The 25,465-nt window shown below is 64.7% G+C and carries 28 protein-coding genes; 11 read left to right on the forward strand and 17 right to left on the reverse strand.

Annotated features, from left to right (window positions below; genetic code table 11):
* Window positions 1–7 precede the first annotated feature (7 nt).
* Window positions 8–136, forward strand: a complete 129-nt coding sequence (locus ASD76_RS07205) for an entericidin A/B family lipoprotein (protein ID WP_055920485.1) — start codon at window positions 8–10, stop codon at window positions 134–136.
* Window positions 137–193: 57 nt separating this feature from the next.
* Here the strand turns inward: ASD76_RS07205 and ASD76_RS07210 are convergent, their stop codons facing one another.
* From ASD76_RS07210 to ASD76_RS17870, 8 genes are all read right to left on the reverse strand, one after another.
* The gene (locus ASD76_RS07210; RefSeq protein ID WP_055920487.1) at window positions 194–889 is read right to left on the reverse strand and encodes an NAD(P)H-binding protein; all 696 of its coding nucleotides are present in this window, start codon (window positions 887–889) and stop codon (window positions 194–196) included.
* The gene (locus tag ASD76_RS07215) at window positions 882–2,042 is read right to left on the reverse strand and encodes a deoxyguanosinetriphosphate triphosphohydrolase (protein WP_055920488.1); all 1,161 of its coding nucleotides are present in this window, start codon (window positions 2,040–2,042) and stop codon (window positions 882–884) included. The genes ASD76_RS07210 and ASD76_RS07215 overlap by 8 nt, the downstream gene beginning before the upstream one ends.
* 197 nt (window positions 2,043–2,239) lie before the next feature.
* Complete coding sequence (locus tag ASD76_RS07220) at window positions 2,240–2,929, reverse strand: aspartate/glutamate racemase family protein (RefSeq protein WP_055920490.1); 690 nt, start codon at window positions 2,927–2,929, stop codon at window positions 2,240–2,242.
* A 26-nt stretch (window positions 2,930–2,955) separates the two neighbouring features.
* Window positions 2,956–4,377: an NAD(P)(+) transhydrogenase (Re/Si-specific) subunit beta gene (locus ASD76_RS07225; RefSeq protein WP_156457676.1), complete on the reverse strand. Its 1,422-nt coding sequence runs from the start codon at window positions 4,375–4,377 to the stop codon at window positions 2,956–2,958.
* Window positions 4,378–4,433: 56 nt separating this feature from the next.
* Window positions 4,434–4,715, reverse strand: a complete 282-nt coding sequence (locus tag ASD76_RS07230) for an NAD(P) transhydrogenase subunit alpha (RefSeq protein WP_055920497.1) — start codon at window positions 4,713–4,715, stop codon at window positions 4,434–4,436.
* Window positions 4,716–4,738: 23 nt separating this feature from the next.
* Complete coding sequence (locus ASD76_RS07235; protein ID WP_055920500.1) at window positions 4,739–5,230, reverse strand: VOC family protein; 492 nt, start codon at window positions 5,228–5,230, stop codon at window positions 4,739–4,741.
* The gene (locus ASD76_RS07240; RefSeq protein WP_055920503.1) at window positions 5,227–6,348 is read right to left on the reverse strand and encodes an NAD(P) transhydrogenase subunit alpha; all 1,122 of its coding nucleotides are present in this window, start codon (window positions 6,346–6,348) and stop codon (window positions 5,227–5,229) included. The genes ASD76_RS07235 and ASD76_RS07240 overlap by 4 nt, the downstream gene beginning before the upstream one ends.
* 19 nt (window positions 6,349–6,367) lie before the next feature.
* Window positions 6,368–6,490 (reverse strand): aa3-type cytochrome c oxidase subunit IV, encoded by a 123-nt coding sequence (locus ASD76_RS17870; protein WP_082553654.1) that lies wholly within the window; start codon window positions 6,488–6,490, stop codon window positions 6,368–6,370.
* A gap of 141 nt (window positions 6,491–6,631) precedes the next feature.
* Here ASD76_RS17870 and ASD76_RS07245 point away from each other — a divergent pair, with 141 nt between their 5' ends.
* Both ASD76_RS07245 and ASD76_RS07250 read left to right on the forward strand, forming a co-directional pair.
* On the forward strand, window positions 6,632–8,050 hold the full coding sequence (locus ASD76_RS07245; protein WP_055920506.1) for a sigma-54-dependent transcriptional regulator: 1,419 nt from the start codon (window positions 6,632–6,634) through the stop codon (window positions 8,048–8,050).
* Between the two features lie 131 nt (window positions 8,051–8,181).
* Window positions 8,182–9,465 (forward strand): DUF418 domain-containing protein, encoded by a 1,284-nt coding sequence (locus ASD76_RS07250; RefSeq protein WP_082553655.1) that lies wholly within the window; start codon window positions 8,182–8,184, stop codon window positions 9,463–9,465.
* A gap of 27 nt (window positions 9,466–9,492) precedes the next feature.
* Here ASD76_RS07250 and ASD76_RS07255 read toward each other — a convergent pair whose 3' ends face one another.
* The 3 genes from ASD76_RS07255 to ASD76_RS07265 all read right to left on the reverse strand — a co-directional run bounded on the left by ASD76_RS07255 (window position 9,493) and on the right by ASD76_RS07265 (window position 12,283).
* On the reverse strand, window positions 9,493–9,879 hold the full coding sequence (locus ASD76_RS07255; RefSeq protein ID WP_055920511.1) for a hypothetical protein: 387 nt from the start codon (window positions 9,877–9,879) through the stop codon (window positions 9,493–9,495).
* A gap of 58 nt (window positions 9,880–9,937) precedes the next feature.
* The gene (gene folP / locus ASD76_RS07260) at window positions 9,938–11,053 is read right to left on the reverse strand and encodes a dihydropteroate synthase (protein WP_055923042.1); all 1,116 of its coding nucleotides are present in this window, start codon (window positions 11,051–11,053) and stop codon (window positions 9,938–9,940) included.
* A gap of 105 nt (window positions 11,054–11,158) precedes the next feature.
* Window positions 11,159–12,283 carry a site-specific DNA-methyltransferase gene (locus ASD76_RS07265; protein WP_055920514.1) on the reverse strand — a complete coding sequence of 375 codons (1,125 nt, stop codon included), beginning with the start codon at window positions 12,281–12,283 and terminating at the stop codon, window positions 11,159–11,161.
* 267 nt (window positions 12,284–12,550) lie between these two features.
* Between ASD76_RS07265 and ASD76_RS07270 the strand changes: the two genes are divergently transcribed.
* Entirely contained in the window at window positions 12,551–13,252 is a 702-nt protein-coding gene (locus tag ASD76_RS07270) for a sulfotransferase family protein (RefSeq protein WP_055920516.1), read from the forward strand.
* Here the strand turns inward: ASD76_RS07270 and ASD76_RS07275 are convergent.
* Window positions 13,249–13,884 carry a ribonuclease HII gene (locus ASD76_RS07275; RefSeq protein WP_055920519.1) on the reverse strand — a complete coding sequence of 212 codons (636 nt, stop codon included), beginning with the start codon at window positions 13,882–13,884 and terminating at the stop codon, window positions 13,249–13,251. The two genes, ASD76_RS07270 and ASD76_RS07275, sit on opposite strands and share 4 nt — an antisense overlap.
* On the opposite strand from ASD76_RS07275, the gene ASD76_RS07280 reads away from it, so the two are divergent.
* Complete coding sequence (locus tag ASD76_RS07280; RefSeq protein ID WP_055920522.1) at window positions 13,883–15,043, forward strand: PQQ-dependent sugar dehydrogenase; 1,161 nt, start codon at window positions 13,883–13,885, stop codon at window positions 15,041–15,043. The two genes, ASD76_RS07275 and ASD76_RS07280, sit on opposite strands and share 2 nt — an antisense overlap.
* A 178-nt stretch (window positions 15,044–15,221) precedes the next feature.
* On the forward strand, window positions 15,222–15,740 hold the full coding sequence (locus ASD76_RS07285; protein WP_055920525.1) for a GNAT family N-acetyltransferase: 519 nt from the start codon (window positions 15,222–15,224) through the stop codon (window positions 15,738–15,740).
* An 87-nt stretch (window positions 15,741–15,827) separates the two neighbouring features.
* On the opposite strand, the gene ASD76_RS07290 is transcribed toward ASD76_RS07285, so the two are convergent.
* A complete protein-coding gene (locus tag ASD76_RS07290; RefSeq protein WP_055920528.1) occupies window positions 15,828–16,112 on the reverse strand; it encodes a hypothetical protein in 285 nt (94 codons plus the stop codon).
* Between the two features lie 189 nt (window positions 16,113–16,301).
* Between ASD76_RS07290 and ASD76_RS07295 the strand changes: the two genes are divergently transcribed.
* From ASD76_RS07295 to ASD76_RS07310, 4 genes are all read left to right on the forward strand, one after another.
* Window positions 16,302–16,850 (forward strand): DUF1285 domain-containing protein, encoded by a 549-nt coding sequence (locus ASD76_RS07295; RefSeq protein WP_055920531.1) that lies wholly within the window; start codon window positions 16,302–16,304, stop codon window positions 16,848–16,850.
* The gene (locus ASD76_RS07300; RefSeq protein WP_055920534.1) at window positions 16,847–17,443 is read left to right on the forward strand and encodes a CoA pyrophosphatase; all 597 of its coding nucleotides are present in this window, start codon (window positions 16,847–16,849) and stop codon (window positions 17,441–17,443) included. Before ASD76_RS07295 ends, ASD76_RS07300 begins: the two co-directional genes overlap by 4 nt.
* Window positions 17,444–17,538: 95 nt before the next feature.
* Window positions 17,539–18,720: a CCA tRNA nucleotidyltransferase gene (locus tag ASD76_RS07305; protein ID WP_055920537.1), complete on the forward strand. Its 1,182-nt coding sequence runs from the start codon at window positions 17,539–17,541 to the stop codon at window positions 18,718–18,720.
* Window positions 18,721–18,970: 250 nt separating this feature from the next.
* Window positions 18,971–19,477 carry a hypothetical protein gene (locus ASD76_RS07310; protein WP_055920540.1) on the forward strand — a complete coding sequence of 169 codons (507 nt, stop codon included), beginning with the start codon at window positions 18,971–18,973 and terminating at the stop codon, window positions 19,475–19,477.
* A gap of 87 nt (window positions 19,478–19,564) precedes the next feature.
* Here the strand turns inward: ASD76_RS07310 and parC are convergent, their stop codons facing one another.
* Entirely contained in the window at window positions 19,565–21,850 is a 2,286-nt protein-coding gene (gene parC / locus ASD76_RS07315; protein WP_055920542.1) for a DNA topoisomerase IV subunit A, read from the reverse strand.
* A gap of 160 nt (window positions 21,851–22,010) precedes the next feature.
* Between parC and ASD76_RS07320 the strand changes: the two genes are divergently transcribed.
* Window positions 22,011–22,898 carry a DUF4349 domain-containing protein gene (locus ASD76_RS07320; RefSeq protein ID WP_156457578.1) on the forward strand — a complete coding sequence of 296 codons (888 nt, stop codon included), beginning with the start codon at window positions 22,011–22,013 and terminating at the stop codon, window positions 22,896–22,898.
* 31 nt (window positions 22,899–22,929) lie between these two features.
* Here ASD76_RS07320 and ASD76_RS07325 read toward each other — a convergent pair whose 3' ends face one another.
* From ASD76_RS07325 to ASD76_RS07335, 3 genes are read right to left on the reverse strand one after another with little or no spacing between them, the layout of a single operon-like run.
* Window positions 22,930–23,259, reverse strand: coding sequence for a 2Fe-2S iron-sulfur cluster-binding protein (locus ASD76_RS07325; protein WP_055923044.1), 330 nt, complete (start codon window positions 23,257–23,259; stop codon window positions 22,930–22,932).
* 5 nt (window positions 23,260–23,264) lie between these two features.
* On the reverse strand, window positions 23,265–24,350 hold the full coding sequence (locus ASD76_RS07330) for a cysteine desulfurase family protein (protein ID WP_055920547.1): 1,086 nt from the start codon (window positions 24,348–24,350) through the stop codon (window positions 23,265–23,267).
* Window positions 24,347–25,429, reverse strand: coding sequence for a cysteine desulfurase family protein (locus ASD76_RS07335; protein WP_055920550.1), 1,083 nt, complete (start codon window positions 25,427–25,429; stop codon window positions 24,347–24,349). The genes ASD76_RS07330 and ASD76_RS07335 overlap by 4 nt, the downstream gene beginning before the upstream one ends.
* Window positions 25,430–25,465: the final 36 nt, after the last annotated feature.

Genomic DNA, 25,465 nt, shown 5'->3' on the forward strand with positions numbered 1-25,465 from the left:
TTGGGATATGGTTCGCAAGATCGCTCTTGCCTTGGGACTAGCTGCGTTCTCGCTCTCGATGGCCGCCTGCAACACCGTAAAGGGTGCCGGCCAGGACATTGAATCCGTCGGTCAGGCCGCGGATAACGAGATCTGAGATAGCTTGGCCTGAGGGTCGCAAGGCGCCCGTCGGAGCAATCCGGCGGGCGCTTTTCTATGGGGCCGAAGCCACGCCCTCCAGCCGCCGCGCCTGGCGCAGGATCGCTGCGTGCTCGTGCACGAACTGCCCGGCCGCCTTTTCCCGAGAGCACTGGATGGCCGCGGCGGCCACCAGCCGCGCATCGATCGAGCGATAGCGGGCGTTTCCGCCAAGCATGAACAAGTCGGTCAACGGTGCGGCGAGCATACCAAGCCGCTCCAGGGGACGCGCTTCTCCCTGGCGTTTTCCGCGCAGCAAGCCTGGGCGGAGAATATCCAACCGGCGGAAGCGGAGCTTGCCCACGGCCGCTTCCACTTCGCCCTTCACGCGCATGTAGAACGCCTTGGCGTTGGGGTTCGCCCCAACCGAGGATACCAACACGAAGTTCTCGACATTCGCCTCTCGCGCCGCCCTGGCAACCGACAGGACAAGGTCATGATCGACGGCGCGAAACGCCTCCTCGCTGCCCGCCTGCTTCATGGTCGTGCCTAGAGCACAAATCATCGCGTCCGGGGCGATCGCTGCCACGACAGCCGGCCATTCCCCTGGCTGAGCGACGAGCATCTCCATCCGCGCCCCACGCGGCATCGGCGCCTCGCGCCGCGCTAGCGCGACCACGCGCAACCAGGCCTCGTCCTTTGCCGCCTCCATCACGCGATTGCCGATGAGGCCCGAAGCGCCAGCAAGCAGGACGCGGCGCGGCTCAGACATTGGACAGCCCTTCGGGTACGGTGCCGTAGATCTGGCGGTATTGCTCCATCGCGTAGCGGTCGGTCATTCCGGCGATGAAGTCGGCAATATGGCGGCTGCGGCCTGGCTCTTCTTCGGGGAGGCTTTCGCGCCAACTCTCTGGTAGGAGCGCTGGTTGCTGATGGTAACCGGCATAGAGCTTGGCGATGACCGTTCGCGCCCGCTCGGCGGTGGCCAGCTGCTCGTCGTGATAATAGAGGCGACGGTAGAGGAAGGCCTTCAGCTGTCGCTCCTGCGCGGCCATCGCCGGGGAAAGCGTTGCAAGCGCGCGGCCTGCGGCGCGGACTTCCTCGACCGAGCCAATGCCAGAAAGATTGGCACGCGTGGCTTCAAGCAGATCGTTGACCATCAATCCGATCTGGTCCCTCACCAGCTCGCGCAGGAGCACTTCGTGCGGCTGTCCGGGAAAGCGGGTTTCGACCGCACGCCAGTTGTCGGCCACGAAGTCGAGCTCGAGCAACTCGTCGAGCGTGAGGTAACCCGACCGCAGGCCATCATCGATGTCGTGGTTGTCGTAGGCGATGTCGTCAGAGATCGCGGCGACTTGCGCTTCGAGCGAGGGCCAACGCGCAAGGTCGAGCGGATAGGCCGAGTCGAGTTCGGCCAAGGCCCAGCCCGGAGCCGTTACTGGCCCGTTGTGCTTCGCCAGGCCTTCGAGCACCTCCCAGCTGAGGTTTAGGCCTGGAATGCCCGCGTAGGGGCAATTCAGGCGCATCAGGACACGCAAGGTGTTCTCGTTGTGGGCAAACCCCCCGCGCTTCTCAAGCGCGGCATCGAGGGCCTTTTCGCCGGGATGGCCGAACGGCGGGTGGCCGATATCGTGCGCCAGGCACAGCGCCTCGGTCAGGTCTTCGTCCAGCCCCAGCGCCCGCGCGATCACCCGGCCGATCTGCGCAACCTCGAGGCTGTGCGTCAGGCGGACGCGGAAGTGGTCGCCATCGGGGGCAATGAAGACCTGGGTTTTGCCGGCCAAGCGCCGGAAAGCGATCGAATGGATGATCCGGTCGCGGTCCCGCTGGAAAGCGCTGCGCGGCCCGCGGCTGCCCTCATGCCCCTGCTGGAATTCGCGTCCGCGCGAAGCGGCAGGATCGGCGGCGTAGGGCGCGCGGTTCATGGCTGGGGTGGCTAGACTTGCGCCCTGCGGTTTACAACCCGCTCAAAGCAAGGAAACCGAATGAAATCCTCCTCGAGCTTGCTCGGGGAGGTGGCGCGCGACGAAGTCGCGTGACGGAGGGGTGAGCGGAACAACACAGCGCCCCTCCACCACCGCCTGCGGCGGCGGTCCCCCTCCCCGAGCGTGCTCGGGGAGGATTAGCCCAGGATCCACTCCACCGCCTTCTCGGCATGGATCCGCGTGCTGTCGTAAATCGGCAGCACGTTGGCATCGACGTCGACCACCATCTCCAACTCGGTGCAGGCCAGCACGATCGCGTCGGCGCCTTCCTTTTCCTTCACCGTGACCATGGTCTTGAGCTTGCGCTCGGCATCGCGCGTCGCCTTGCCGACCATCAGTTCGTCATAGATGATCCGGTCGAGTATCTCGACGTTGTCCAGGTCTGGCGGCAGCAGGTCGACGCCATGCGCCACCAGCCGGCGGCGGTAGAAGCTCTCGGTCATGACATTGCTGGTGCCGAACAGCGCGGCGCTCTTCACGCCATCCGCGCCCATCCGCTCGCCGACGCAATCGGCGATGTGGAGGATCGGAACCTGCACTGCCTCGGCAACGTGGTCGTACTCGCGGTGCATCGAGTTCGCCCCGATGATGATTGCGGTCGCCCCGGCCTGCTCCAGCCGCCGGGCGGATTCGACCAGTACCCCGGCCGCGCGGTCCCAATCCGCTTCGTCATGCAGGGCGTAGAGCTGCGAGAAATCGAGGCTCTCGATCAGCAACGGCGCGCTGTGCCGCGCATCGGTGCGTTGCTGCACCTTGCGGTTGATGTGTTCGTAATAGGTGCGGGTAGAGACCCAGCTCATCCCCCCTATCAGCCCTAGCTTGCGCAACGCTTATTCCCTCACTTGCGCACCGGCTATTCCGCCAGCGCCTTGTTGATTTCTTCGACCATCTTCTTGGCATCGGCCAGCAGCATCATCGTCTGGTCCATATAGAACACATCGTTGTCGACACCGGCATAGCCCACGCCGCCCATGCTGCGCTTGATGAACATGACGGTCTTAGCCTTGTCCACATCGAACACTGGCATACCGTAAATCGGACTCGACTTGTCGGTCTTGGCTGCCGGATTGACCACGTCGTTGGCGCCGATGATGAAGGCGACGTCGGCCTGGGCGAACTCGCTGTTGATGTCCTCCAGCTCGAACACTTCGTCATAGGGCACGTTGGCTTCGGCCAGCAGCACGTTCATGTGCCCCGGCATGCGGCCCGCGACCGGATGGATCGCGTACTTGACGCTGACGCCTTCCTTCTTGAGCAGGTCACCCATCTCGCGCAGCGCGTGCTGCGCCTGGGCCACGGCCATGCCGTAGCCGGGGATGATGATGACGCTCTCGGCCTGCTGGAGCATGAAGGCCGCGTCCGCTGCGCTGCCTTGCTTGTAGGGGCGCTGCTCCTTGGCTTCGCCGCCGGCAGAGCTAGATTCTGCGCCAAATCCGCCAGCTATCACACTGATAAAGCTACGATTCATTGCTCGGCACATGATGTAACTAAGGATCGCGCCCGAGCTGCCGACCAACGCGCCCGTGATGATCATCGCGGTGTTGTGCAGCGTGAACCCCATCGCCGCCGCCGCCCAGCCGGAGTAGCTGTTGAGCATCGACACCACGACCGGCATGTCCGCCCCGCCGATCGGGATAATCAGCAGGAAACCGATCGCGAAGGCCAGGGCGACGACAATCCAGAACAGCATGTTCTCGCCTGGGCCCGCGTCCGGAGAGACGGCGAACAGCCCGGTCAGGATGACGATGGCCGCCAGGGTGCCGAGGTTGATCACATGCCGCGCAGGCAAAAGGATCGGCGCGCCCGACATGTTGCCGTTGAGCTTGGCGAAGGCGATTACCGAGCCGGAAAAGGTGATAGCGCCAATCGCCGCGCCGAGCGCCATCTCGATCCGGCTGACCGTCAGGATATTGCCATCGAGACCAAGGATGCCGAACGCTTCGGGATTAACGAAGGCCGCCGCCGCGACCAGCACTGCGGCCATGCCGACCAAAGAGTGGAACGCCGCCACGAGCTGCGGCATGGCGGTCATCTGGATGCGCCGGGCAATGACGAAGCCAATGGCGCCGCCAATAGCGATGGCACCCGCGATCTCCGCGACGCTGGCGATCTCGTGCGTGAGCAGCGTCGTCACGACCGCAATCAGCATGCCCGCCATACCGAAGCGGTTGCCGCGTTGGCTCGTCGACGGCGAGGAAAGCCCACGCAGGGCCAGGATGAAGCACACGCCCGCGATGAGGTAGGCCAAAGCCACCCAAGGGTTCACCGCATGCACCGCGTCGGCCGCAATGCTGAGATCAGTCGTGTTGTCAGGAGGAAGAAGCGCCACGCTCAGCGTTCCTTCTTCTTGTACATCGCCAGCATCCGCGCGGTAACCGCGAAGCCGCCGAAGATGTTGACGCTCGCCAGCACTACACCCGCCAGCCCGAGCCACTTGGCCACCGGATTACCCGAGGCTGCCGCCGCAATCAGCGCACCGACGATGATCACCGAAGAGATCGCATTGGTCACCGCCATCAGCGGCGTATGCAGCGCGGGAGTGACCGACCAGACAACGTAATAGCCCACGAAGCAGGCCAGCACGAAGATCGAGAGAATGGTGATGAAGTCCACTTAAGTCGCCCCCCTTTCGAGCCTCAGACCTTTTGCGCGATCTCGATCGGATTGCCCTCTGGATCGAGCAGGTACATGACCTTGATCCCGAGTGGCGCGACCTCGGTAATGTCGAGCACCGGCGTCACGCCCTTGTTCGCCAGCGCCACCTTCACCGCCTCGATATCCGAGGTCTCTAGTGTGACCTGTGCGATGCCGCGCACAACGGCATGGCCGGGCGGTTTCGGGCGGGTTGCGCCGGGCTGCGAATCCGCGAGCTGGATCAGTTCGATCCGCTGGTTGCCGTTGATCAGCCAGCGGAAATGTACCGCGCCGTCCCTCAGCGAGGCGTCCTTCTCGACCGTGAAGGCGAGGTTATCGACGAACCAGGCCGTTTCCTTCTCGATATCAGCGACTGAAATCGCGACCATGAAGTGATTGAACTGCAGCCCAGCGGAGAACTCCGGCCCCTGGGCGCTGGCCGGAACGGCAAGACCCAATGCCGCAAGCGCCAGCGTGATACGCAACCTCTTCATCCCTTGACCCTCTCGTTCACGATTTCACCGCCGCGCGTCAGCCGCACGGCGTTGCCAATTTCATCGTCCAGCACCGGACGACCCTGCTCCTTGTCCCAGAAGGCGGAGAGGAAGTTGAAGTGATTGCGCGCGAACAGCGCCGAAGCGTCGGCCGCCAGGTGCGCGGGCGTGTTCGAATAGCCGATGATCTTGACGCCATGACGTTCGACCACCTGATCGGCCACTGAGCCCTCGACATTGCCGCCTTGCGCCACCGCCAGGTCGAAGATCACGCTGCCGCGCTTCATCGTGGCGATCTGCGCGTCCGTGATCAGGCGCGGAGCCGCGCGACCGGGGATCAGCGCGGTGGTGATGACGATGTCCTGCTTGGCAATGTGGCTTGAGACCAGCTCGGCCTGGGCCTTCTGGTATTCTTCGGACATTTCCGTGGCATAGCCGCCACTGCCCTCGCCCTCGATGCCCGCCACGCTTTCGACGAAGATCGGCTTGGCACCGAGCGACTGGATCTGTTCCTTGGTAGCCGAACGCACGTCCGTAGCCGAAACCTGCGCGCCGAGACGCTTGGCCGTGGCGATCGCCTGCAGGCCCGCTACGCCCACGCCCATGACAAAGGCCTTGGCAGCGGCCACGGTCCCGGCGGCGGTCATCATCAACGGAAAAGCGCGGCCATAGGCATCGGCTGCCGCAAGGACTGCCTTGTACCCGGACAGGTTAGACTGGCTGGAGAGCACGTCCATGCTCTGTGCCCGCGTGATGCGCGGCATGAACTCCATCGCAAGCGCCTCGAGCCCGGCCGTGGCGTAGGCCACCACCCGGTCACGCTGGGCGAACGGATCGAACACCGCGGCGACCCATGCTCCGGGAGCAGCGCCTGCCAGCGTCGCGATCTCAGGCGCCTGGATGCCAAGCACGATCTCCGCGCCCTTCACCACTTCGGCGGCCAGGCCCAGTTCGGCTCCGGCCGCTTCATAATCCGCGTCGGAAATCGACGCCGCGCTACCGGCGCCGCGTTCAACCGCGACGGTAGCGCCCAGGCCTATGAATTTTTTGACTGTCTCCGGCGTAACGGCGACGCGGGTTTCGCCCGCGGCCCGTTCTTGCAAGACCGCGATCCGCATCCCCCCCGCCCGAGCCTGATCAGGAAATGACGATGATGATCAGGAGGACCAGCGCGACGAGAATCGGCACGGTCCATTTGAGCAGATTGATGAAGCCGTCGTAGGTCTTTTCCGCAGCCTTCATGTCGTTAGCCGATGCCATTACCCTGAATTCCCTTGTGAGCGTCGTTAGCAGTTGCTGACCGCTCTATCGCTGCACGCGAATGCGCTCAACCCCTCCTTAATGGGCTCTTTACTCGAACCCGGTAAGCAGCGGGCTTGGTAGGGACCGGGGAAGACACGAATGGCTGAGGCCGAGCAGCGCCTATTGATGCTGATTGACGACGAGCCTGCGCAGAGCAGGCTGATTTCGGCGCTGGCCGCACGCGAGGGCTGGCGCACGATCGTCGCTAATGATGCCGAAACCGCTATCGCCACCCTTGGCACCCGCCAGGGGATGCAGCTTTCGGCGATCATTCTCGACCAATGGGTCCCGGGCGACCAGGCTTGCGAGCTCATCGCCGAGCTCAAGAGCCGCCGCCCGGCCGTGCCGATTCTGATGCTCACGACAAGCACCTCACCGCTGCTGGCGGTCGAAGCGATGCGCGCCGGTGCGACCGACTATCTGGTCAAGCCGGTCGCTCCAGACCGGATGATGCTGGCGCTGCGCAATACGACGACGCACGAAGCCCCGCGCGACGAGCTGACACCGCTGACCGAGAAGATGCCCTCGGTGCTCGATTTCGACGCCATGGTCGGCAACGCGCCGCCGTTCCGCGACGCGCTGGCCAAGGCTGCCAAGGCCGCTCGAGGCCACGGTCCGATTCTGATCGAAGGCGAAACTGGCACGGGCAAGGAAATGCTCGTCCGCGCGATGTACGCGGCCAGCCCGCGGGCCAAGACCACCTTCCGTATGATCAACATCGGCAGCGTTCCGGCCAACAGCCTCGAATCGATGCTGTTCGGGCACGAAAAAGGCGCATTCGCCGGTGCGTTCGACCGCCAGACGGGCGCCTTGCAGAATTGCGATGGCGGCACGCTGGTGCTCGACGAGGTCGACCGCCTGTCGCCCGAGTTGCAGGATCGCCTGATCGAATCGCTCACCAACCGTTCGGTCCGCCCGATCGGCGTAGCTCACAGCTTCAAGGTCGATGTCCGCATTATTTCGGCCAGCAACCTGCCGCTCGCCGACCTTGTGACGGCGGGTCATTTTCGGGCCGAGCTGCTCGACCTGCTGAACGGCACCAAGATCGTGTTGCCGGCGCTGAGGGAGCGGTCCGGAGATATTCCTTCGCTCACGCGCCATTTCCTCGCCCGCATCGGCGAACAGCCCGGTTTGCGCCCGCTCGGCATCACCGACGGTGCGCTGCAGTTGCTGGCCGCGTTCGATTGGCCGGGCAACGTCCGCCAACTGCAGGCGGTGCTATTCCGCGCGGCGGTGTTCTGCGACGGCAATGCCCTGACCTCCGCCGACTTCCCGCAACTGAGCGAAATGCTCGGCGATATGGAAAACGCCGCCATGCCCGCGCAGGATGGCGGCGGCGTGCAGCTCTTCACCGCGGACGGTCATCTTCGCCCGCTTGAAGAAATCGAGGCCGACGTGATCCGCCTCGCCATCGGCCACTATCGCGGCCGCATGACCGAAGTGGCCCGCCGCTTGGGGATTGGCCGGTCGACGCTCTACCGCAAGCTCAGCGACCTCGGGATCGAAAGCGCGGCTTGAGGCAAGGTCCTCCCCGAGCTTGTCTCGGCGAGGTGGCAGACGCAGCAGGCCGATGACGGAGGGGGTAGGCAGACTTCTGCACGGGGGCCGGGCGTGCTACCGAGGCCCTGACGACGTCATCGGGGGGTGATATGAGGACGGAACCGGCTAGCCTCCCGCGGTTGACCTGCCTCGACGTCCTTCGCGGCGTTGCCGTGATGGGCATCCTCGTCATGAACATCAACAACTGGGGGTTCGGCCGGCCCGGTTACTGGAACGCCGCCGCGATCGGCGGGTCCAAAGGGCTCGATCTCGCCGTGTGGTGGATCGACACCGTGCTGGCGGCCGACAAGATGCGCGGCCTATTTTCGATCATGTTCGGAGCCTCGACGCTTCTGGTCATTGAGCGCGCGATCGCAAAATCGGAAGGCCCGGCGAAAGTCCATTACGCGAGAATGATCACCCTGCTGATCCTGGGATATGCCCACTACGCCTTCGTCTGGCGTAGCGACATCCTGGTCCTCTACGCTAGTTGCGGCCTATTGCTGTTTCTGTTCCACCAGCTCTCCCCCCGGGCGCTGTGGATCTGGGCTGGGCTGTTCTTCATTGCCGGCATGGTCCCGGTGACGCTCGATCTTCTCCCGATCGGGTTGGCCGGATACGGATTGATGGACAACCCGCCCGCCGATCTGCTCGAAGCCTTCCGACAGATCAACCTTGAGGTCGGCCCCAACTCCCCGAACACGGCTGCGGATCTTACCCTGCATCGTTCGGGCTATGCCGAACTGTTCCACTCCAGAGTGTTCGAACATACCTTCGACCGGTTCTTCACGATCGTGGAGGAGGGAGCGGAAACCGTCTCGCTCATGCTGATCGGGATGGCCCTGTTCAAGCAGGGCATGCTGACCGGCGATTGGCCGACTGCCCGATATCGGAAATGGGCCTGCATCGGGCTGGGACTGGGCCTGGTCGGCAACATCCTCCTCGCCATCTGGCAGCTGCGTGAAGGGATGAACGGCTATGCCGTGCTGACGTCTCAGATCCTGTGGTCAATGCCGTTCGACTTCGCGATGTCCATTGGATATACAGCGCTCGTCATGGCGTGGGTCAAGTCTAGCGGCCCTTCGCGCGTCATCGACCGCGTCGCCGCCGTAGGGCGAATGGCGTTCACCAACTACCTGATGACGTCGATCATCATGACCTCGATCTTCTACGGGTATGGCCTTGGACTGACGGGCAGGCTGAGCCGCGCTGAGCTATTCCTGGTTGTGCTGGGCATGTGGGGCCTGATGATCGCCTGGTCGAAGCCATGGCTCGACCGCCACATCTACGGTCCCTTCGAGTGGTTATGGCGCAGTCTTGCGCGCGGCCGGTTGCAGCCAATGCGCAAGTCGCCCGATCCGGGTTTGCTGCCTGCGACACACCCTCCTGCATAGGATCGATGGCCCACAGGGCCGCCTACCTCACTTCTTCACCCGTACTCCGTTGTAGGGGACGCTGAAGCCCATGATCTCGCCAGTGCCGGTGAAGGTGTCGCCGGTTACGGTGCCGTTGTAGACGATCTCCAGCGGTCCCTGGGGGGTGCTGACGATGCGCTTGTAGGAGAAGCTATCGCCTTCCAGCTTGATCTCCATGCCCGGGCCCGCGCTCATGCCTTCGGCAGGGGGAGGCTGCACGTCTTTGGCCGTGACCGAAAAGCCGTCAGCGGTTTTCTCGACGGTCAGGGTTTCGGAGATTTCGCCGTCCGGCGCTTGGGCGGTGGCTCGCCATTCGCCGACGAAGGATTGGGCCGATGCAGGTGCTGCAAACGTTGCGGCTGCAAGTAGGACGGACAATGCGGCTGCACGCATTTCAGGTCTCCCGGTCACAGATACCGGCTTAGGTGTATTACCTATATAGAGCAGTAAGTCAATCGTCCGCCAGGCTGCTGAAGTCCGTCAGCGCCGCATCGCGCAGCCCACGCCAGACATTGCGCGCCTGCACCGTGTCGTAAACGTCATGGACGCGCAGCAACTGGTAGCCGGCCTGCATCCCGGCGACTGCCAGCATCACGCTGCCTCCGAGCCGCTTGTGGGCCTCTGCTTCGTTCGAGAGCGCGCCGATCATCCGCTTACGGCTCACGCCGAGAAGCATGGGCTGGCCGAGCGCGTGGAACAACGGCAACGCGTTCAAGAGGGCGAGGTTCTCGGCCAGGGTCTTGCCGAAGCCGATGCCGGGGTCGAGCACGATCCGCTCGCGCGGAATGCCCGCCTCGACCGCTCGGTCGCGGGCAGCGCGAAGCCAGTCGAACACGTCGAACACCACGCTGCCATAGTTGCCGTCGGAGTGAAGGTCGTCGCCGTCGCCCGGGGCATGCATGAGGATAACCGGAACACCGCTGGCCGCTGCGAATTCGAGGCTGCGCGGGTCGTGGCGCAGGGCCGAAACGTCGTTGATGATATGCGCGCCCGCCGCGAGGGCAGCTTCCATAACCCCCGGACGGCGAGTGTCGATGCTGACGGCTGCGCCCATCCTGACGCAGTGCTCCACAGCCGGGATCACCCGCTTGATCTCGTCGCCTTCCCACACCGCCGCGGCGCCCGGACGCGTGCTTTCACCGCCGATGTCGATGATCGCGGCGCCGGCCTCCAGCATAGCGCCGGCATGGGCCTGGGCCTCCTCGGGATCGTCGAGGAACTTGCCACCGTCCGAAAAGCTGTCGGGCGTGACGTTGAGGATGCCCATGACCTGCGGCTGGTCGAGCCGGATAGTCCGCTCGCCCAGTTGCAGCGGCGGATGCGCCATGCGCAGCCCTGCCCATTGGGCCTCCGCCTCCGCGCCAAGGGAATCCGGAAGCCGGCCGAATGCCTCGTCGATACCTTCAGGCGTGACCAACTCGCGCTGTACGACCGCTCCGTCGCGGGTCACGACGACGGCGAACTCGCGGGCATAGGCCATCCCACCGGCGAGGCGGATCGCGTCTCCAGCCACGGCCTGCGGGCAGGTAACGAGCGTCAGCGGCTGGATGTAGAGCTTGTCGGACAATTCCATTCCTTCGTCATTGCGAGCGGAGCGTGGCAATCCAGGGTGTCTCGCACGGCCGCTCTGGATTGCCGCGTCGCTTCGCTCCTCGCAATGACGAGTTTTGGATTAATCCTCCACCGCCAGCAGATAGAGCTGGCGCAAGGTATCGATCGGGCTCGCCTGCCCCTCGTGCATGATGTGCCAGAACGTCCAGCCATTGCAGCTCGGTGCGTCCTGCAGCGTCTTGCCGACACCGTGGATCGAGCCGGTCTCGCGCCCGCATTCGATCGAACCGTCGGCGCGCACGATGGCGGTCCAGCGGCGTTGGCGGTCGAAGATCTCGGTGCCGGGGGCGATGAAGCCCGCCTCGACCAGCGCCCCGAACGCCACCTTGGGCGCCTGCTTGCGGCTCTGCATCGTCGCCAGCGCGCTTTCGTCGAGCGGCAGTGCGCCTTCGATCCGCTCCATGGCGATGCGACGATAGTCAGTCTCGCGCTCGCAGCCGATCCAGTTGCGGCCGAGGCGCTTGGCCACCGCACCGGTGGTGCCGGTGCCGAAGAACGGATCGAGCACCACGTCGCCGGTCTCGGTCGTCGCCAGCAGCACGCGGTAAAGCAAGGCTTCGGGCTTCTGCGTCGGGTGCGCCTTGTGGCCGCCTTCCTTGAGCCGCTCTTGCCCGCTGCAGATCGGCAGAACCCAATCGCTGCGCATCTGCAGCTCGTCGTTGAGCGTTTTCATCGCGCGATAGTTGAAGTGGTAGCGGGACTTCTCGCCCATGCTCGCCCAGATCAGCGTCTCGTGCGCGTTGGTGAACCGGGTGCCGCGGAAGTTCGGCATCGGGTTCGACTTGCGCCAGACGATGTCGTTGAGGATCCAGAACCCCAGGTCCTGCAGCAACGCGCCAACGCGGAAGATGTTGTGATAGCTTCCGATCACCCAGAGGGCGCCGTCGGGCTTGAGAATTCGTCTCGCCTCCGTCAGCCAATCCTTTGTGAACGCGTCATAAGTTGCGAAGCTGTCGAACCGGTCCCAGTGATCGGTCACGGCATCGACATGGCTGCCGTCGGGGCGGTTGAGGTCGCCGCCAAGTTGCAAGTTGTAAGGCGGATCGGCGAACACGAGGTCGACCGACGCGCTCGGAAGCGAGCGCATCGCCTCGATGCAGTCGCCTGAAAGTATCTGCCCGAGCGGCAGCTTGACCGGCTCGGCGGCGCGGGCACGCGGCGCCCGGAGTGTAGTGACAACGCCCATTACGTTCTTATGCCCCCTGATTTATCCACAGGGTGCCAGTGGTGCGAGTCCCGCGTCAACCCGCGGATTCGCGTAGCTTTTGCGATGGCGCGAATTGGCAAGAACGGAACGGAACGAGTCCGGCACAGCATCTTGAGTCTCCGTGCCCGGACGAGACTCGATATCTGGTGGTGTGGCATGGAAGACTCGCATCGCGGGTTTCGCGCTTGCTTCCTTGCGGCAGGGCGCGCAGACCCGATTGGGGTCGCGCCCGTTGGGGAGCCTACGATGGCACTCAAGGTTATCGGCGCGGGCCTTGGCCGCACCGCGACATTCTCGCTCAAGTTCGCGCTAGAGCATCTCGGGTTCGGCCCCTGCTACCACATGTCGGAGGTCTTCGCCGGGGGGCGCCGCAACGTTCCGCTATGGCTGGATGTCATCGAAGGCAGGCCCGACTGGGATGCGGTCTTTGACGGCTTTGAGTCCACGACGGACTATCCCGCTTGCACTTACTGGCGCGAGCTCGCTGAGCATTATCCCGAAGCCAAAGTCGTGCTCTCGGTGCGCGACGCGGACAGCTGGTTCGATTCCGTCACCGAAACGATCTTCTCGCAGGGAATGCAGGCCTCGCTCGCCGGGAGCCCCCTCGAGACGATGATGCAGGGAGTCGTCTTCGACCGCTTCAAGGGCGGCGACATTCTCGACCGTGAGTTCATGACCGATTGGTTCGTCCGCCGGAACCAGGCGGTATGCGACGCGCTGCCTCCCGAACGCCTGCTGGTCTTCTCCCCTAAGGAAGGGTGGGAGCCGCTCTGCACCTTCCTCGATGTTCCGGTGCCCTATGGCCCCTTCCCGCGGGTCAACAGCCGCGACGAGCTGACCAGCCACTCGGACGAGCAAGGTGGCCTGCCGCCCGATCCTGAGACCGGTGAACGCTTCGCCCGCGAGTATATTGAGGTACTGAAGGCGAAGGCCTTCGCGGCAGCTTAGAACAGCTCCATCTGTGCCACCGGAGCGAAGCTGCGCCGATGCAGCGGTGTCGGACCGTGCACGCGCAGCGCTTCGAGGTGATCGGGCGTGCCATAGCCTTTGTTGCGCTCCCACCCGTATTGCGGATGGGCGAGGTGGTATTCGCGCATCAACCTGTCTCGGTGCTCCTTGGCGAGGATCGAGGCGGCCGAGATGCACGGCTCCAGCGCATCACCGCCAACGATCGGCCGAGCAGGCCAGCGCCACTCGGAACGGCGACCGGCGGGCGTCAGGTTACCGTCGACCAGAACTTCGGAAGGCTCACAGCCGATCACCTCGCACAGTCGTGCCACTGCCTGGGCCATGGCCCACATCGTGGCCTGAAAGATGTTGAGCGCGTCGATATGCTCTACCTCGACCACCCCGATCCCGAAGGCGCAGCGGCGGCGGATGCGCTCTTCCAGTTCCCCCCGACGGGCAGCGGCGAGTTTCTTGGAATCGTCGAGCCCGGCAGGTCGCGGCTTGCACAGCAGCACGGCGGCCGCCACAACGGGCCCAGCCAGCGGCCCGCGGCCGGCCTCGTCAACACCGACGACGAGTTCGCCCGCGGCCAGCGAGGAAGCAAATTCGCGAGAGGGAGTTCCGGATAGCATGCGTAAGTTCAAACAAGTGCTCGTCGCCCTATCTCCCGCCACGCTGCTGATCGCAAGCTGCGGTAGCGCCCAGTCGGGGGATAGCCCGGCTCCAACCGGCCCTTCCCCCTTCGCGCTTGCCGAGAAGGCCACGTTCGATTCGCCTTGGGCGCTCGCTTTCGCGCCCGGCACCCAGACACTGTTCGTCACCGAAAAGCCCGGCACGATGAAGTTCATCGACCTCGCCACCGGGCGCCAGGGCAGCGTCACCGGGTTGCCGAAGGTCCTGGTCCAGGGCCAGGGCGGTTTGGGCGATGTCGCATTCCTGGCGTCCGAGAGCGCGCCGACGGTCACCCGCCGCACGGTCTACCTCACCTGGGCCGATCCGGGTGACGGCACCGCCAGCTTCGCCGCCATGGGCCGCGGCACGCTGGTCTGCGATCCCGGCGCCGATTGCCGGATCGAAGGGCTGACGCAGATCTGGCGCCAGCAGCCGGCCATCAAGAGCGCGGGCCACTATTCGCACAAGATCGCCTTCTCGCCTGACGGAAAGTACCTGTTCCTCACCTCCGGCGAGCGCATGCAAGGCGACCCGGCCCAGGATCTCGGCACCAACCTCGGCAAGATCCTGCGGCTCAACCTCGACGGCACTCCGGCCGACGGCAACCCGTTCGCCGACCGCGGCGGCGTCAGCCGCGAGATCTGGAGCTACGGTCACCGCAATCTGCTCGGGCTCCACTTCGACCTCGACGGGCAGCTGTGGGACCTCGAACATGGTCCTCGCGGCGGGGATGAGATCAACAAGGTCGAGCCCGGCAACAACTACGGCTGGCCGGTGCGCTCCAACGGCGACAACTACGACGGCTCGCCGATCCCGGATCACTCGGCTGACGACGGCTTCGTCAAGCCCGCCATCTTCTGGAACCCGGTGATCGCGCCGGGCGACTTCGTGTTCTACAGTGGCAAGCTCTGGCCCGAATGGCGCAACCAGGCGGTCATCGCCAACCTCGGCTCTATGTCGATCGTGCGGGTCAAGCTGGCGGGCGGCAAGGGCACCGAAGAAGCCCGCATCAAGTTCGACAAGCGCCTGCGCGACATCATCGAGGCAACCGATGGGTCGCTCTACGTGATTGAGGACGGTGCCAACGGCAGGCTGCTGCAGCTGACGCCTGCGAAGTAAGTATCCTCCCCTGCAAGGGGAGGGGGACCACCCACCGGGTGGTGGAGGGGCACTCTGGGTTAGCGCTGCGCTGGCACGTGGGTGCCCCTCCACCATGCTCCGCATGGTCCCCCTCCCCGTTCTGGGGAGGATTTCCTCATTGCCATCACTCCCCGCGAACCCTATCGGCGCGCGCCTTATGGCCGACCTTGCGCTCTCCACCCTGATTCCCCTCGATCAGGTCGATCCGACCCTGGTGGAAGACGTGCTCGACCGCGCTTTCGGACCAGGCCGCCACGAGCGCACCGCCTACAAGATCCGTGAGGGCACCGACTGGCTCCCGGCGTTGAGTTTCGCCGCACTCGACGCCGAGGAGTATCTCGTCGGTACGATCCAGGCCTGGCCAGTCGCGCTCAATGACCCGCAAGGCCGCCCTCACCCCCTGATCATGGTCGGCCCGGTGGCAATCACGCCCGAGCGCCAGGACCAGGGCTTCGGCCGCGCGCTGATGGCCGCGCAAGCCGCCGCGATCGACCCCGCCGCCCCGATCCCGCAAGTGCTGATTGGCGATGCGCCGTACTACGGCCGCTTCGGCTTCACCGAAGCCCCGCGCGGCTGGAAGTGTCCCGGCCCGTGGGACCCGGCCCGCCTACTGATCCGCGGCGCCGCTCCGGCTACTTTGCCGCCAGCGGGCATGCTGGGGCCTTGGCTGAGCTAGGATTTGCTGTCCGCGGGTGACGTCGGCTTTGGTTGGAAAGCGGGCGAAGGAGCCTCCCTAGACGTCATACGGCTCGACAACGCCGCGCTAGCACATCGACCCCTTCATGACATTCGACGGAGCCTGGCAGCCTCCACCAGCTTGCCTCACCGTATCATCCAGGCCTTGCTTCGTACGCCGGTGAACCTCTTGCCATTGCGCGCGTGTCAGGCAGATGCGTGTTGATCGCGTGAGCGAGCCAGTTACCCGGTCGGTGCGGCAAATCTTCTTTTCCTGCTTGGCATCCGCCTCTGCAGGGGGCGTTTGAGCCTCCTGGGCCATCACGCCGGTCGACAAGAGAAGCATGACTGCACCGAAAAGACCGACCTTCATCGTCCTCTCCCTTGTGCGTTGATCTTAAATGGAAAAGCACGGAGACAATTTACGCCTTCCAACCCAGTCCGCAACGCACTCAATCGGGTAGTAGGCATCCCGTCACATCAGGCTGAATTCCCTCTTAATCCCCCCATCCGGCAAGTTCCGAGATTGTTACATGCGTCACCATCTGCCATCCCGGGGCAAATGCCATATGATGAACCACCAGACCTGGCAGCGATGACGCTGCGCGAGATAACCGATGTTATCGAAGCGCACGAACTTCCCCCTGTAGACCGATGGAATCCGCGCGATACTGCCGACAGTCATGCGCGAATCGCGGCCGATGGCACCTGGTTTCACGAGGGCCGCGAGATCACCCGCCCGGCCATGATCCGGTCGTTCTCGTCCCTCCTCAAGCGCGACCGCAAGGGGCGGCACTGGCTGGTTACCCCGGAGTGCAAGCAATCGATCGAAGTCGAGGATGCCGCCTTCATCGCCATCGACACCAAAGTACTCGATGGCGCTCTGGCCTTCCGCCTCAACACTGACGAACTGGTGATCGCAGGCCCCGATCATCCACTCCGTACTGCCGGAGATCTCGACAGGCCGTCGGTCTATCTGATGGTGCGCCATGGCTGCGAGGCGAAGCTCAACCGTTCGACTTGGCTGCAATTGGCCCATCATGCCCTCGCCAACGACGATGGGTTCTGGGTCGAAAGCCGGGGCGAGCGCTTCTCGCTCTATCCCGAATGAGCGCGCTGTTCGAACGGCTGAAGCTGCTGTTCGACGAAGGGCATGGCGTCGAACTGCCCAGCCTGCGCAACGACGGACAGTTCGCCCCAGCCGAAATTCGCCCCGCGGCGGTGCTGGTGGCGGTGACCGAGCGGGAAGAGCCTGGCGTTATCCTGACCCACCGGCCGGATTCGATGCGTGCCCACGCCGGGCAGGTCGCCTTCCCTGGCGGCAAGCTCGATCCGGGCGAAGATGCGGTCGAGGCCGCGCTTCGCGAAGCCTACGAAGAGCTGGCGATAAACCCATCAGACGTCAGGGTTATCGGTGCGAGCGATCGCTTCATAACCGGCACCGGTTACGACGTGACGCCCGTCCTCGGCCTGGTCCCGGCCGACCTGCCGATCGTGCCCAACCCGCACGAAGTGGATTCGTGGTTCGAAGTGCCGCTGGCCTTCCTGCTCGATCCCGCCAACCATGCCCACAAGGAACGCGAGTGGTTCGGCCGAATGCGCCCCTACATCGAAATCGACTGGCAGGGCCACGTGATCTGGGGGATCACCGCCGCCATCGTCGCCAACCTCTCTCAACGCCTGGCGTGGCCGGGAAGAGACTGAGCTCTGTCCTACTTGCCGATGCTGTGCCATTCGGCGGACATGATCGCGAACTGCCCTCGATTTGCCCACGCCAGCACGGCAATGGGATTGGCCCAATGAGCACCGTTGCCTCCAAACTGCCCGCGGTGGCCTGGACGGCCCGAGACGACCTCGCTGCACTCGTTGCCGCGTTGGGCCCGGACAAGGTCCGCTGGGTCGGCGGCGCGGTGCGCGACACGCTGCTCGGCCATCCCGTCGCTGATGTCGACGCCGCGACGCTGCACGAACCGCAAACGGTCATCGAGTTGCTGGGCCAGGCAGGCATTCGCGCCATCCCCACGGGCATCGATCACGGCACGGTGACCGCCATACTGCCCGGCGGCAATGTCGAAGTAACGACGCTGCGCCACGACGTCAGCACGGATGGCCGCCGTGCCACCGTAGCGTTCGCGACCGAGTGGCGCGAGGACGCAGAGCGACGCGACTTCACCATCAATGCGCTCTACGCCGATCCCGTGACGCTGGAGATCTTCGACTGGTTCGGCGGCCTGGCAGACCTCGAAGTGCATCGCGTGCGCTTCATCGGCGACGCCCGCCAGCGTATCCGCGAAGATCACCTGCGCATCCTGCGCTACTACCGCTTCCAGGCCCGCTTCGGCAGCGCGCTGGACGAAGAAGCCGAAGAGGCCTGCGCCGAGCTCGCGCCCACTCTCAAGGGCTTGAGCCGCGAGCGAGTGGCGATGGAGCTGCTCAACTTGCTCAGCCTGCCCGATCCCTCGGCGACGGTGGAGCGGATGGAAGCGCGCGGTGTCTTGCCAGTGGTCCTGCCAGAGGCGGGCGAACGCGGCATTGCCGCGCTCAAGGCGCTCACCACCGAGGAAAGCCGCCAGGGCGTAGCTCCTGACGCGCTGCGCCGCCTCGCCGCGCTGTTGCCGGCCGAGCCCCGCACTGCCGAGCAAGTCGCGGCGCGGCTGCGGCTGTCGGCGGCCCAGAAGAAACGGCTGGTCACGGCGGCAGCGCGAGAGGCCGAACCCGGCGAAGCCCGCGCGCTCGCCTACAGCCTCGGACGCGATGAGGCAATCGACCGGCTTCTGCTCGCGGGTGCCGATGTCTCGCCTCTCACCGGCTGGGATATCCCACGGTTCCCGATCAAGGGCGGCGAGATCGTCGCTCGCGGGATCTCCGCAGGACCGGAAGTAGCGAGAATCCTGCGCGAAATCGAGCGCCGCTGGGTCGCCGAAGGGTTCCCGAATCCAGAACGGGCCGGGAAACTGCTCGATGAGAGGCTGCCACGCTAATAGTTGTATTGGCTAACCTTTCACCGCGTCAAAGACACGACTCATCCGAAACCGGTTTGCGCGATCGGCTCTCCATCACGAAGCAGGACTCCAGGTCGCAATAAGCAGGACCGGTGGCGTCCCGTCATCGGCAAGGGTCTCGAGAAGATAGGTCGCATCCGCAGCGGCCACGCCCATTCCCCTCATTCCGGCTGCCCCCCACGCCCGTTCAGGCGGGCGCCAAGTGTCTTGGAGTTATTGGAGAGTGACGATGAAGTTTTCCCCCCTCGCGGCCATAGCGGCCGTGGCGCTGGCCGGCCTTTCGGTTCCGGCCTTCGCCGCCCCCACGGTCGGTGCCACGGTATTCGGCCCTGACGGCAGCGAAGTCGGCAAGATCGAACAAGTCGCTGGCGGCAACGTCGTGATCAACACCGGCAACCTCAAGGCGGCCATCCCCGCCGACGCCCTCAGCGTTGGAGAGAAGGGCCCGACCATCGGCTGGAACAAGGCCGACCTCGAAGCCGCCGTTGGCGCCGCAAACGCGGAAGCCGGTGCGGCGCTAGACGCCAAGCTCGTGGCTGGCGCCGAAGTCTACAGCAGTGACGGCGTCGTTCTTGGAAAAGTGAACAAGGTCGACGGCGAGCTCGTCGTAGTCGACCTCAAGGACGGCGCGACCTCGCTGCCCAAGAAGCAGATGGCCCTACAGGCCGACAAGGTCACCTTCCTCGCCACCGCGGCCGACGTCGAAGCGGCCCTCAAGGCCCAGGGCGGAGACTGATCAAGGATACCGGGTGCCCCGCACCCGGTGGAGGGGACCCGCCAAGGGTCGCTACTTGGGCGGGTCCCTTCCGTTCGCCTCGCAGTCTCAGAACTTGTTGTCGCGGGGGAAACCCTGCGGCGGAAGCCGGCCCGCCGCACCACGAGCGACCTTCCACATGTGGATGTCCTTCTCGGTCCTAGTGCGGCCGGTCTCGCCGCCCATCTCCCATGACAGCCCATCTTCCAGCTTGAGCGTGGTCGCATCCCCTAGCCCGCCATCGCGATAGCGCTGCAGGGTCACGCCCTGCCCTCGCGACATGACCGGCAGTTCTTCGAGGCTGAAGACCACCAGCTTGCGGTTCTCGCCGACTACGGCAACGTGATCGTGCTCAGGCGCGATCGGACGAACCACGACCAGCTTGCGACCATCCTTGAGGTTGACCACCTGCCGGCCCTTACGCGTTTCCGCCAGGAGCTCGTCCGTCACTGCAGCGAACCCGTGACCGGTGCTCGAAACCAGCAGCAGCTGCGTGCCCGGCTTATGGACCACGACCTCGATGATCTGCGCCGCGGCATCGATGTCCAGCGTGTTGCGCAGTGGTTCGCCGAAGCCTCTCGCCCCAGGTAGCTTGTCCGCCCCGATGGTGAAGAAACGTCCGTCGTCCGCCGCGAGAAGCAGCTTGTCGGTAGTCTGGGCGTGGAGCGCATAGGCCGGGCCATCGCCCTCCTTGAACTTCCAGTCCTGTTCGAGCGGCAGATGCCCACGCGCCGCCCGGATCCAGCCGCGCTGCGAAAGGATAATCGTCACCGGCTCCTTCTCGATCATCGCATCCATGCTGAATTCGATCGTCGGTGCCGCCTCGGCAATCGTGGTCCGGCGGCGGCCGAGCGCGGTGTCTTCGGCGTATTCCTTGCGCATCGCGGTGAGATCGCGCTTGAGGCGGGTCCGCTGGCGGGCCGGGGAGTCGAGCAGCTTCTCAAGCTCGGCACGCTCGGCCAGGAGTTCATCCCGCTCCCGCTTGAGCTCCATTTCCTCGAGCTTGCGCAAGCTGCGCAACCGCATGTTGAGGATCGCTTCGGCCTGCCGGTCGGTCAGCCCGAACTCGGCCATCATCACCGGCTTGGGCTCGTCCTCGGTGCGGATGATCTCGATCACGCGGTCGAGGTTGAGGAAGGCGATGATATAGCCTTCGACCAGCTCCAGCCGGTCGGCGATCTTTTGCAGCCGGTGGCGCGTGCGGCGCTGGAGGATGTCGATCTGGTGCGCGACCCAGTTCGACAGCAGCTCGTGCAGCCCCATGACCATCGGCGTGCGCGTGGCGTCGAGCACGTTGAGGTTGAGGCCGATGCGCGTCTCCAGATCGGTCAGCTTGTAGAGGCTTTCCTTGAGCAGCTCCGGATCGACATTGCGGCTCTTTGGCACGAGTACGATGCGGATCTGCTCGTCGCTTTCGTCACGAACGTCTTCCAGGATCGGCAACTTGCGATCGGCGATCGCCTGGGCGATCTGTTCGATCAACTTGCCCTTCGGGACCATGTAGGGGATCTCGGAGATCACCAGCTGGTACTGCCCGCCGCCGAGGCGTTCGATGCCCGCCTGCTGGTCGTCCTCGTCCTTGGACTCCGCGGCGAAGAACCGCCCGCGTACGCGGAAGCTGCCGCGTCCCGTCTCGTAGGCTTGGGAGATCGCCTCCTTCGAATCGACGATCAGCCCGCCCGTGGCGAAGTCCGGGCCGCGGAACAGGTCCATCAGCCGGGCATGCTCGACATGCGGGTTGTCGATCAACTCAAGCGCGGCGTCGATCACCTCGGCCACGTTGTGGCTTGGGATCGAGGTCGCCATGCCCACCGCGATGCCGCTGGCGCCGTTGGCCAGCAGGTTCGGGAACAGGCCCGGGAAGATCGAGGGCTCTTCTTCCTCGTTGTTGTAGGTCGGGACGAAATCGACCGTGCCTTCGTCGAGCCCGTCCATCAGCTGCATGGCCGTGCGCGTCAGGCGGCATTCGGTGTACCGCTCCGCCGCCGCGTTATCGCCGTCGATGTTGCCGAAGTTGCCCTGCCCTTCGACCAGCGGATAGCGCAGCGTGAACGGCTGGGCGAGGCGGACCATCGCGTCGTAGAGCGCCAGGTTGCCGTGCGGATGGTATTTGCCCATCACGTCGCCGACCACGCGGCTGGACTTCTTGAACGCACTCGACGGATCGAGCCGCAAACCGCGCATGCCCCACAGGATCCGCCGGTGAACCGGCTTCAGGCCATCGCGCAAGTCCGGCAGCGAGCGGGCCGTGATCGTGGACAGCGCGTAGACCAGGTACCGCTCCGACAAGGCGCTGTCGAACGGCGCGTCGACGATCGTGTCGAACGGATCCTTCTCGTCTTCGATAACAGTCATGCCTCCGCCCTAGCAGCGGCGCCGGCCGCGCGACAGGCGGGGAATGGGGCTTTCAACACTAAGAATTGAGCGGCCGGAACAGCTCGTGACGCCCGTTCATATTCGCGAAAGCTCAATTATGGCGAAATTAAGGCCCAAATGCGGCACAAAGGAGGCCATAATGCGTAACTCTTTGAAGTTGCTTGCCCCGATTAGCCTGATTGCCCTGACAGCGTGTTCGGAAGCCGGAGACCGAGCGGGCCAATCTATGGAAATGGCCGAAGCCGCAGCCGACAGCGCCGTGGCGCCTGCCGAAAAGGACAACAGCGCCAGCGGAGAGCAAGGAGCCCTGGGCTCGCTCTCCGAGATCCCCGTCACTCTGCCCAAGCTGGCCTTCGTCCTGGACTACGGCTTTCGCCTGAAGCCCAAGGAGATCGCACCGCTGCAACAGAAGCACGCCGACATGTGCGAAGCGCTTGGCCCCTACCAGTGCCAGATCGTCTCACTCACCCGGACGGGCGAAGAAGACGAGATCTACGGCGAGCTTCAACTCGCCGTGGCGTCCGAAAAGGCGCGCGGGTTTGCCACTTTGCTCTCGGCAGCTGCCGAAAGCGACGGCGCGGAGACCTTTAAGGCCAACATCACTGGCGAGGACATGTCGAAGTCGATCGTCGACACCGAAGCTCGCATTCGCGGCCGCGTCGCGCTGCGCGACCGGCTGATGGAAGTCCTAAAAACGCGCAAGGGCACGGTCCAGCAACTGGTCGAAGCCGAGCGCGGCGTTGCCGCGGTGAACGAAGAGATCGACCAGGCCCAAAGCTGGCTCAAGGAGCAGAAGGGACGAGTGGCGTTCAGCAGGATGACGCTGTCGTATGAGTCGGCCACCCCAGGTGGCAGCTTCCTGAAGCCGATCGAAGGTGCCTTTGGAGCGATCGGCTCGATCCTCGGGGTACTGGTCGCTGGAATAATCCTGATGCTCGCGGTAGTTGGACCGCTGGTGCTGGGCGTTTTCGGTGTGAAGCGGGTTAGTCGCCGGCTCTCGCGGGACACCGCAGTCACCGAAGCGTGAACTTCGGGGCGGGCGCCTCTCGCGGCGCCCGCTACCGCTTCTGCATGTCCCAACTCTCGGCCGGGATGCGCACCTCTATCCCGTCGAGCGCGTCGGTCAGCTCGATCTGGCACGACAGCCGACTCGTACGGCAGACGCCCACGGCGAGGTCGAGCATGTCTTCCTCATCGTCGCTGGCGGGCGGGAGGCGATCGAACCAGTCGGCGGGGAGGATGACGTGGCAGGTCGAGCAGGCCATCTGCCCCTCGCACGTCCCTTCGAGCGGCATGCCGGCAGCCTGCGCAACCTCGAGCAGCCGCATGCCCGGCTCCGCGGCCGCGTCCACGCGCGCTCCGTCTCTTGTAATGAAGGCTACACGAATGGCTGTTATCCTTGCTGCGCTGCAGCACAATTAATCAGTTCGGCGGCCCGTTCAAGCTCGTCGAGCGTAGTGTAGCGTCCCAAACCGAGACGGACCGATCCACGCGCCTGTTCCTGGGTCAGACCAATCGCCGAGAGAATGCGGCTCGGCTTGTTGCTTTCGCTGGCGCAGGCCGACCCGGCGGAGAACATGACCTCGCGCACGTCGGAGATCAGGCGGGAGACGTCGAGGCCCTCGCGGCGGATGTTGAGGTTGCCCCGATAGCGCTGTTCCGCGCTGCCGTTGAGCTGCCAGTCGGTGAAGAACTCCAGCGCGCGACTCCATAACGAAGCCACGTGAATTGCATCCTGCTCCATTCGTTCGAGCGCCACTTTCGCGGCCATGCCCATTCCCGCGCACAGGGCCGGACTGAGAGTCCCCGATCGCAGCCCACCTTCCTGGCCGCCGCCGGTTATCTGGGGCGCAAGCTCGATCCCGTCGCGCACCCACAAGGCGCCGATCCCTTTGGGACCGTGGAACTTGTGCGCGCTGATCGCGATCAGGTCGGCCTCGGCAATGGGGATCTTGCCCGCCGCCTGAACCGCGTCGCACATCAACAAAGCACCGCGCGCCTTCGCTCGCTCGTACAGGTCGGCGACGGGCTGGATTGTGCCGACCTCGTTGTTGACCTGCATGACCGACACGATCCCGACACCTTCGGGCAAGGCAACCTGCGGATCGACCAGCGCATCTCGGTCAACCGGGAGGATCGTCGTGTCACCCGGCAGGTCGAGCGCCGTATCGAGCACAGCCGAATGCTCGATGGCGCTCACCGCCACGGGCTTCCCCGCCCGGCCCGGCTCGCACCCGCGCAGCGCGAGATTGATCGCCTCGGTCGCGCTGCCGGTGAAGACGACAGTCCCTCCGGCGGGAAACAGCGCCGCCACACGCTCACGCGCGATTTCGACCGCCGCTTCCGCCTGACGACCCATGCGGTGAATACTATGCGGATTACCGAAGCCCGTGCCCCCCGGCCCATCGAGCCAGCGCAGCATCTCCTCTCGCACTTCCGGCGCGAGCGGCGTGGTCGCCTGGTAGTCGAGGTAGATCATGAGTTGGATTGCGCCTCGATGGCGACCGCCTGCCATGCCTCCGCAAACGCATCGAGTTCGGAGACGGTAGTGTTCCAACCCATGCTGATCCGAACGGTGCGTGCCGCCACGCTTTCCTCCACCCCGAACGCTTCCAGCGCCCGGCTGCGCTTCAACGTACCCGATGAACAGGCACTACCGGCAGAGATCGAGAAGCCCATTCCATCGAACTTGATCAGCGCCACCGCGGAGGCGAGCCGCTTGGCCGAGACGGAGATGATGTGCGAACATTGCAGACCCGGCCGAAGCACATCGCCGCCACGCCCGAGCAGGTCCTTGAACTCATATCGCTCCGGATAGGAAGTCCGCCAGCTTTCGACCCCTCCGGCCTCCAGCGCCGCCGCGAACCCGAGCGCGCCTGGGAGATTTTCCGTTCCCTGCCGATAACCTCGCTCGTGCCCACCCGTAGGTTCGAGCATCGCGTAGTCCTTCACCAGCAAGGCTCCGATCCCGATTGGACCGCCAAGCTTGTGCGCCGAGACTACGATCATGTCGGCGACCGGCAATGGCACCTTACCTGCCGATTGCGAACAGTCCGCCAACAGCAGCCCACCACCCTCTCGAACCTGGCGAGCAACTGAGTCGTCCCCGTGCGGCAGGAGTACCGTGCCGGTTTCGGAATTGATCGACTGCACCGCGACCACCGCACGGCCGGGCCGCGCAAGCGACTCGGCGAGAGCTTCGATGTCGATGCCGGCATGCCTGTCCTCGTCCATGCCGAGCGGTATGACTTCGGCATCGGGTGCCGCGCGAAAAACCGCGTCGTGCTCCACCGCCGAAGCAAGCCTGCGGTCCGCCTTTGCCTGGCCAAGCCCGATCGCCAGCGCCTCGCTCGCGCCAGAGGTGAAGATCACCTCCCCCTCCCAGCCAAGCGCCACTTTTACGCGTGCTCGAGCGTCTTCGAGCGCCGCCCGAGCCGCCCGGCCTTCAGCGTGCGGGCTCGACGGATTGGCCCAGATATCGAACCCGTGTTCCATCGCCTCACGCGCCTCAGGGCGCAGCGGCGAGGTTGCGGCATGATCCAGATAGATACGGCTCATCGCGCGGGAATTGCGAAATTTTGCATCAACACTATA

Origin of the sequence: Altererythrobacter sp. Root672, assembly GCF_001427865.1 — a bacterium.
In the GTDB taxonomy this organism is placed as follows: Bacteria; Pseudomonadota; Alphaproteobacteria; order Sphingomonadales; family Sphingomonadaceae; genus Croceibacterium_A.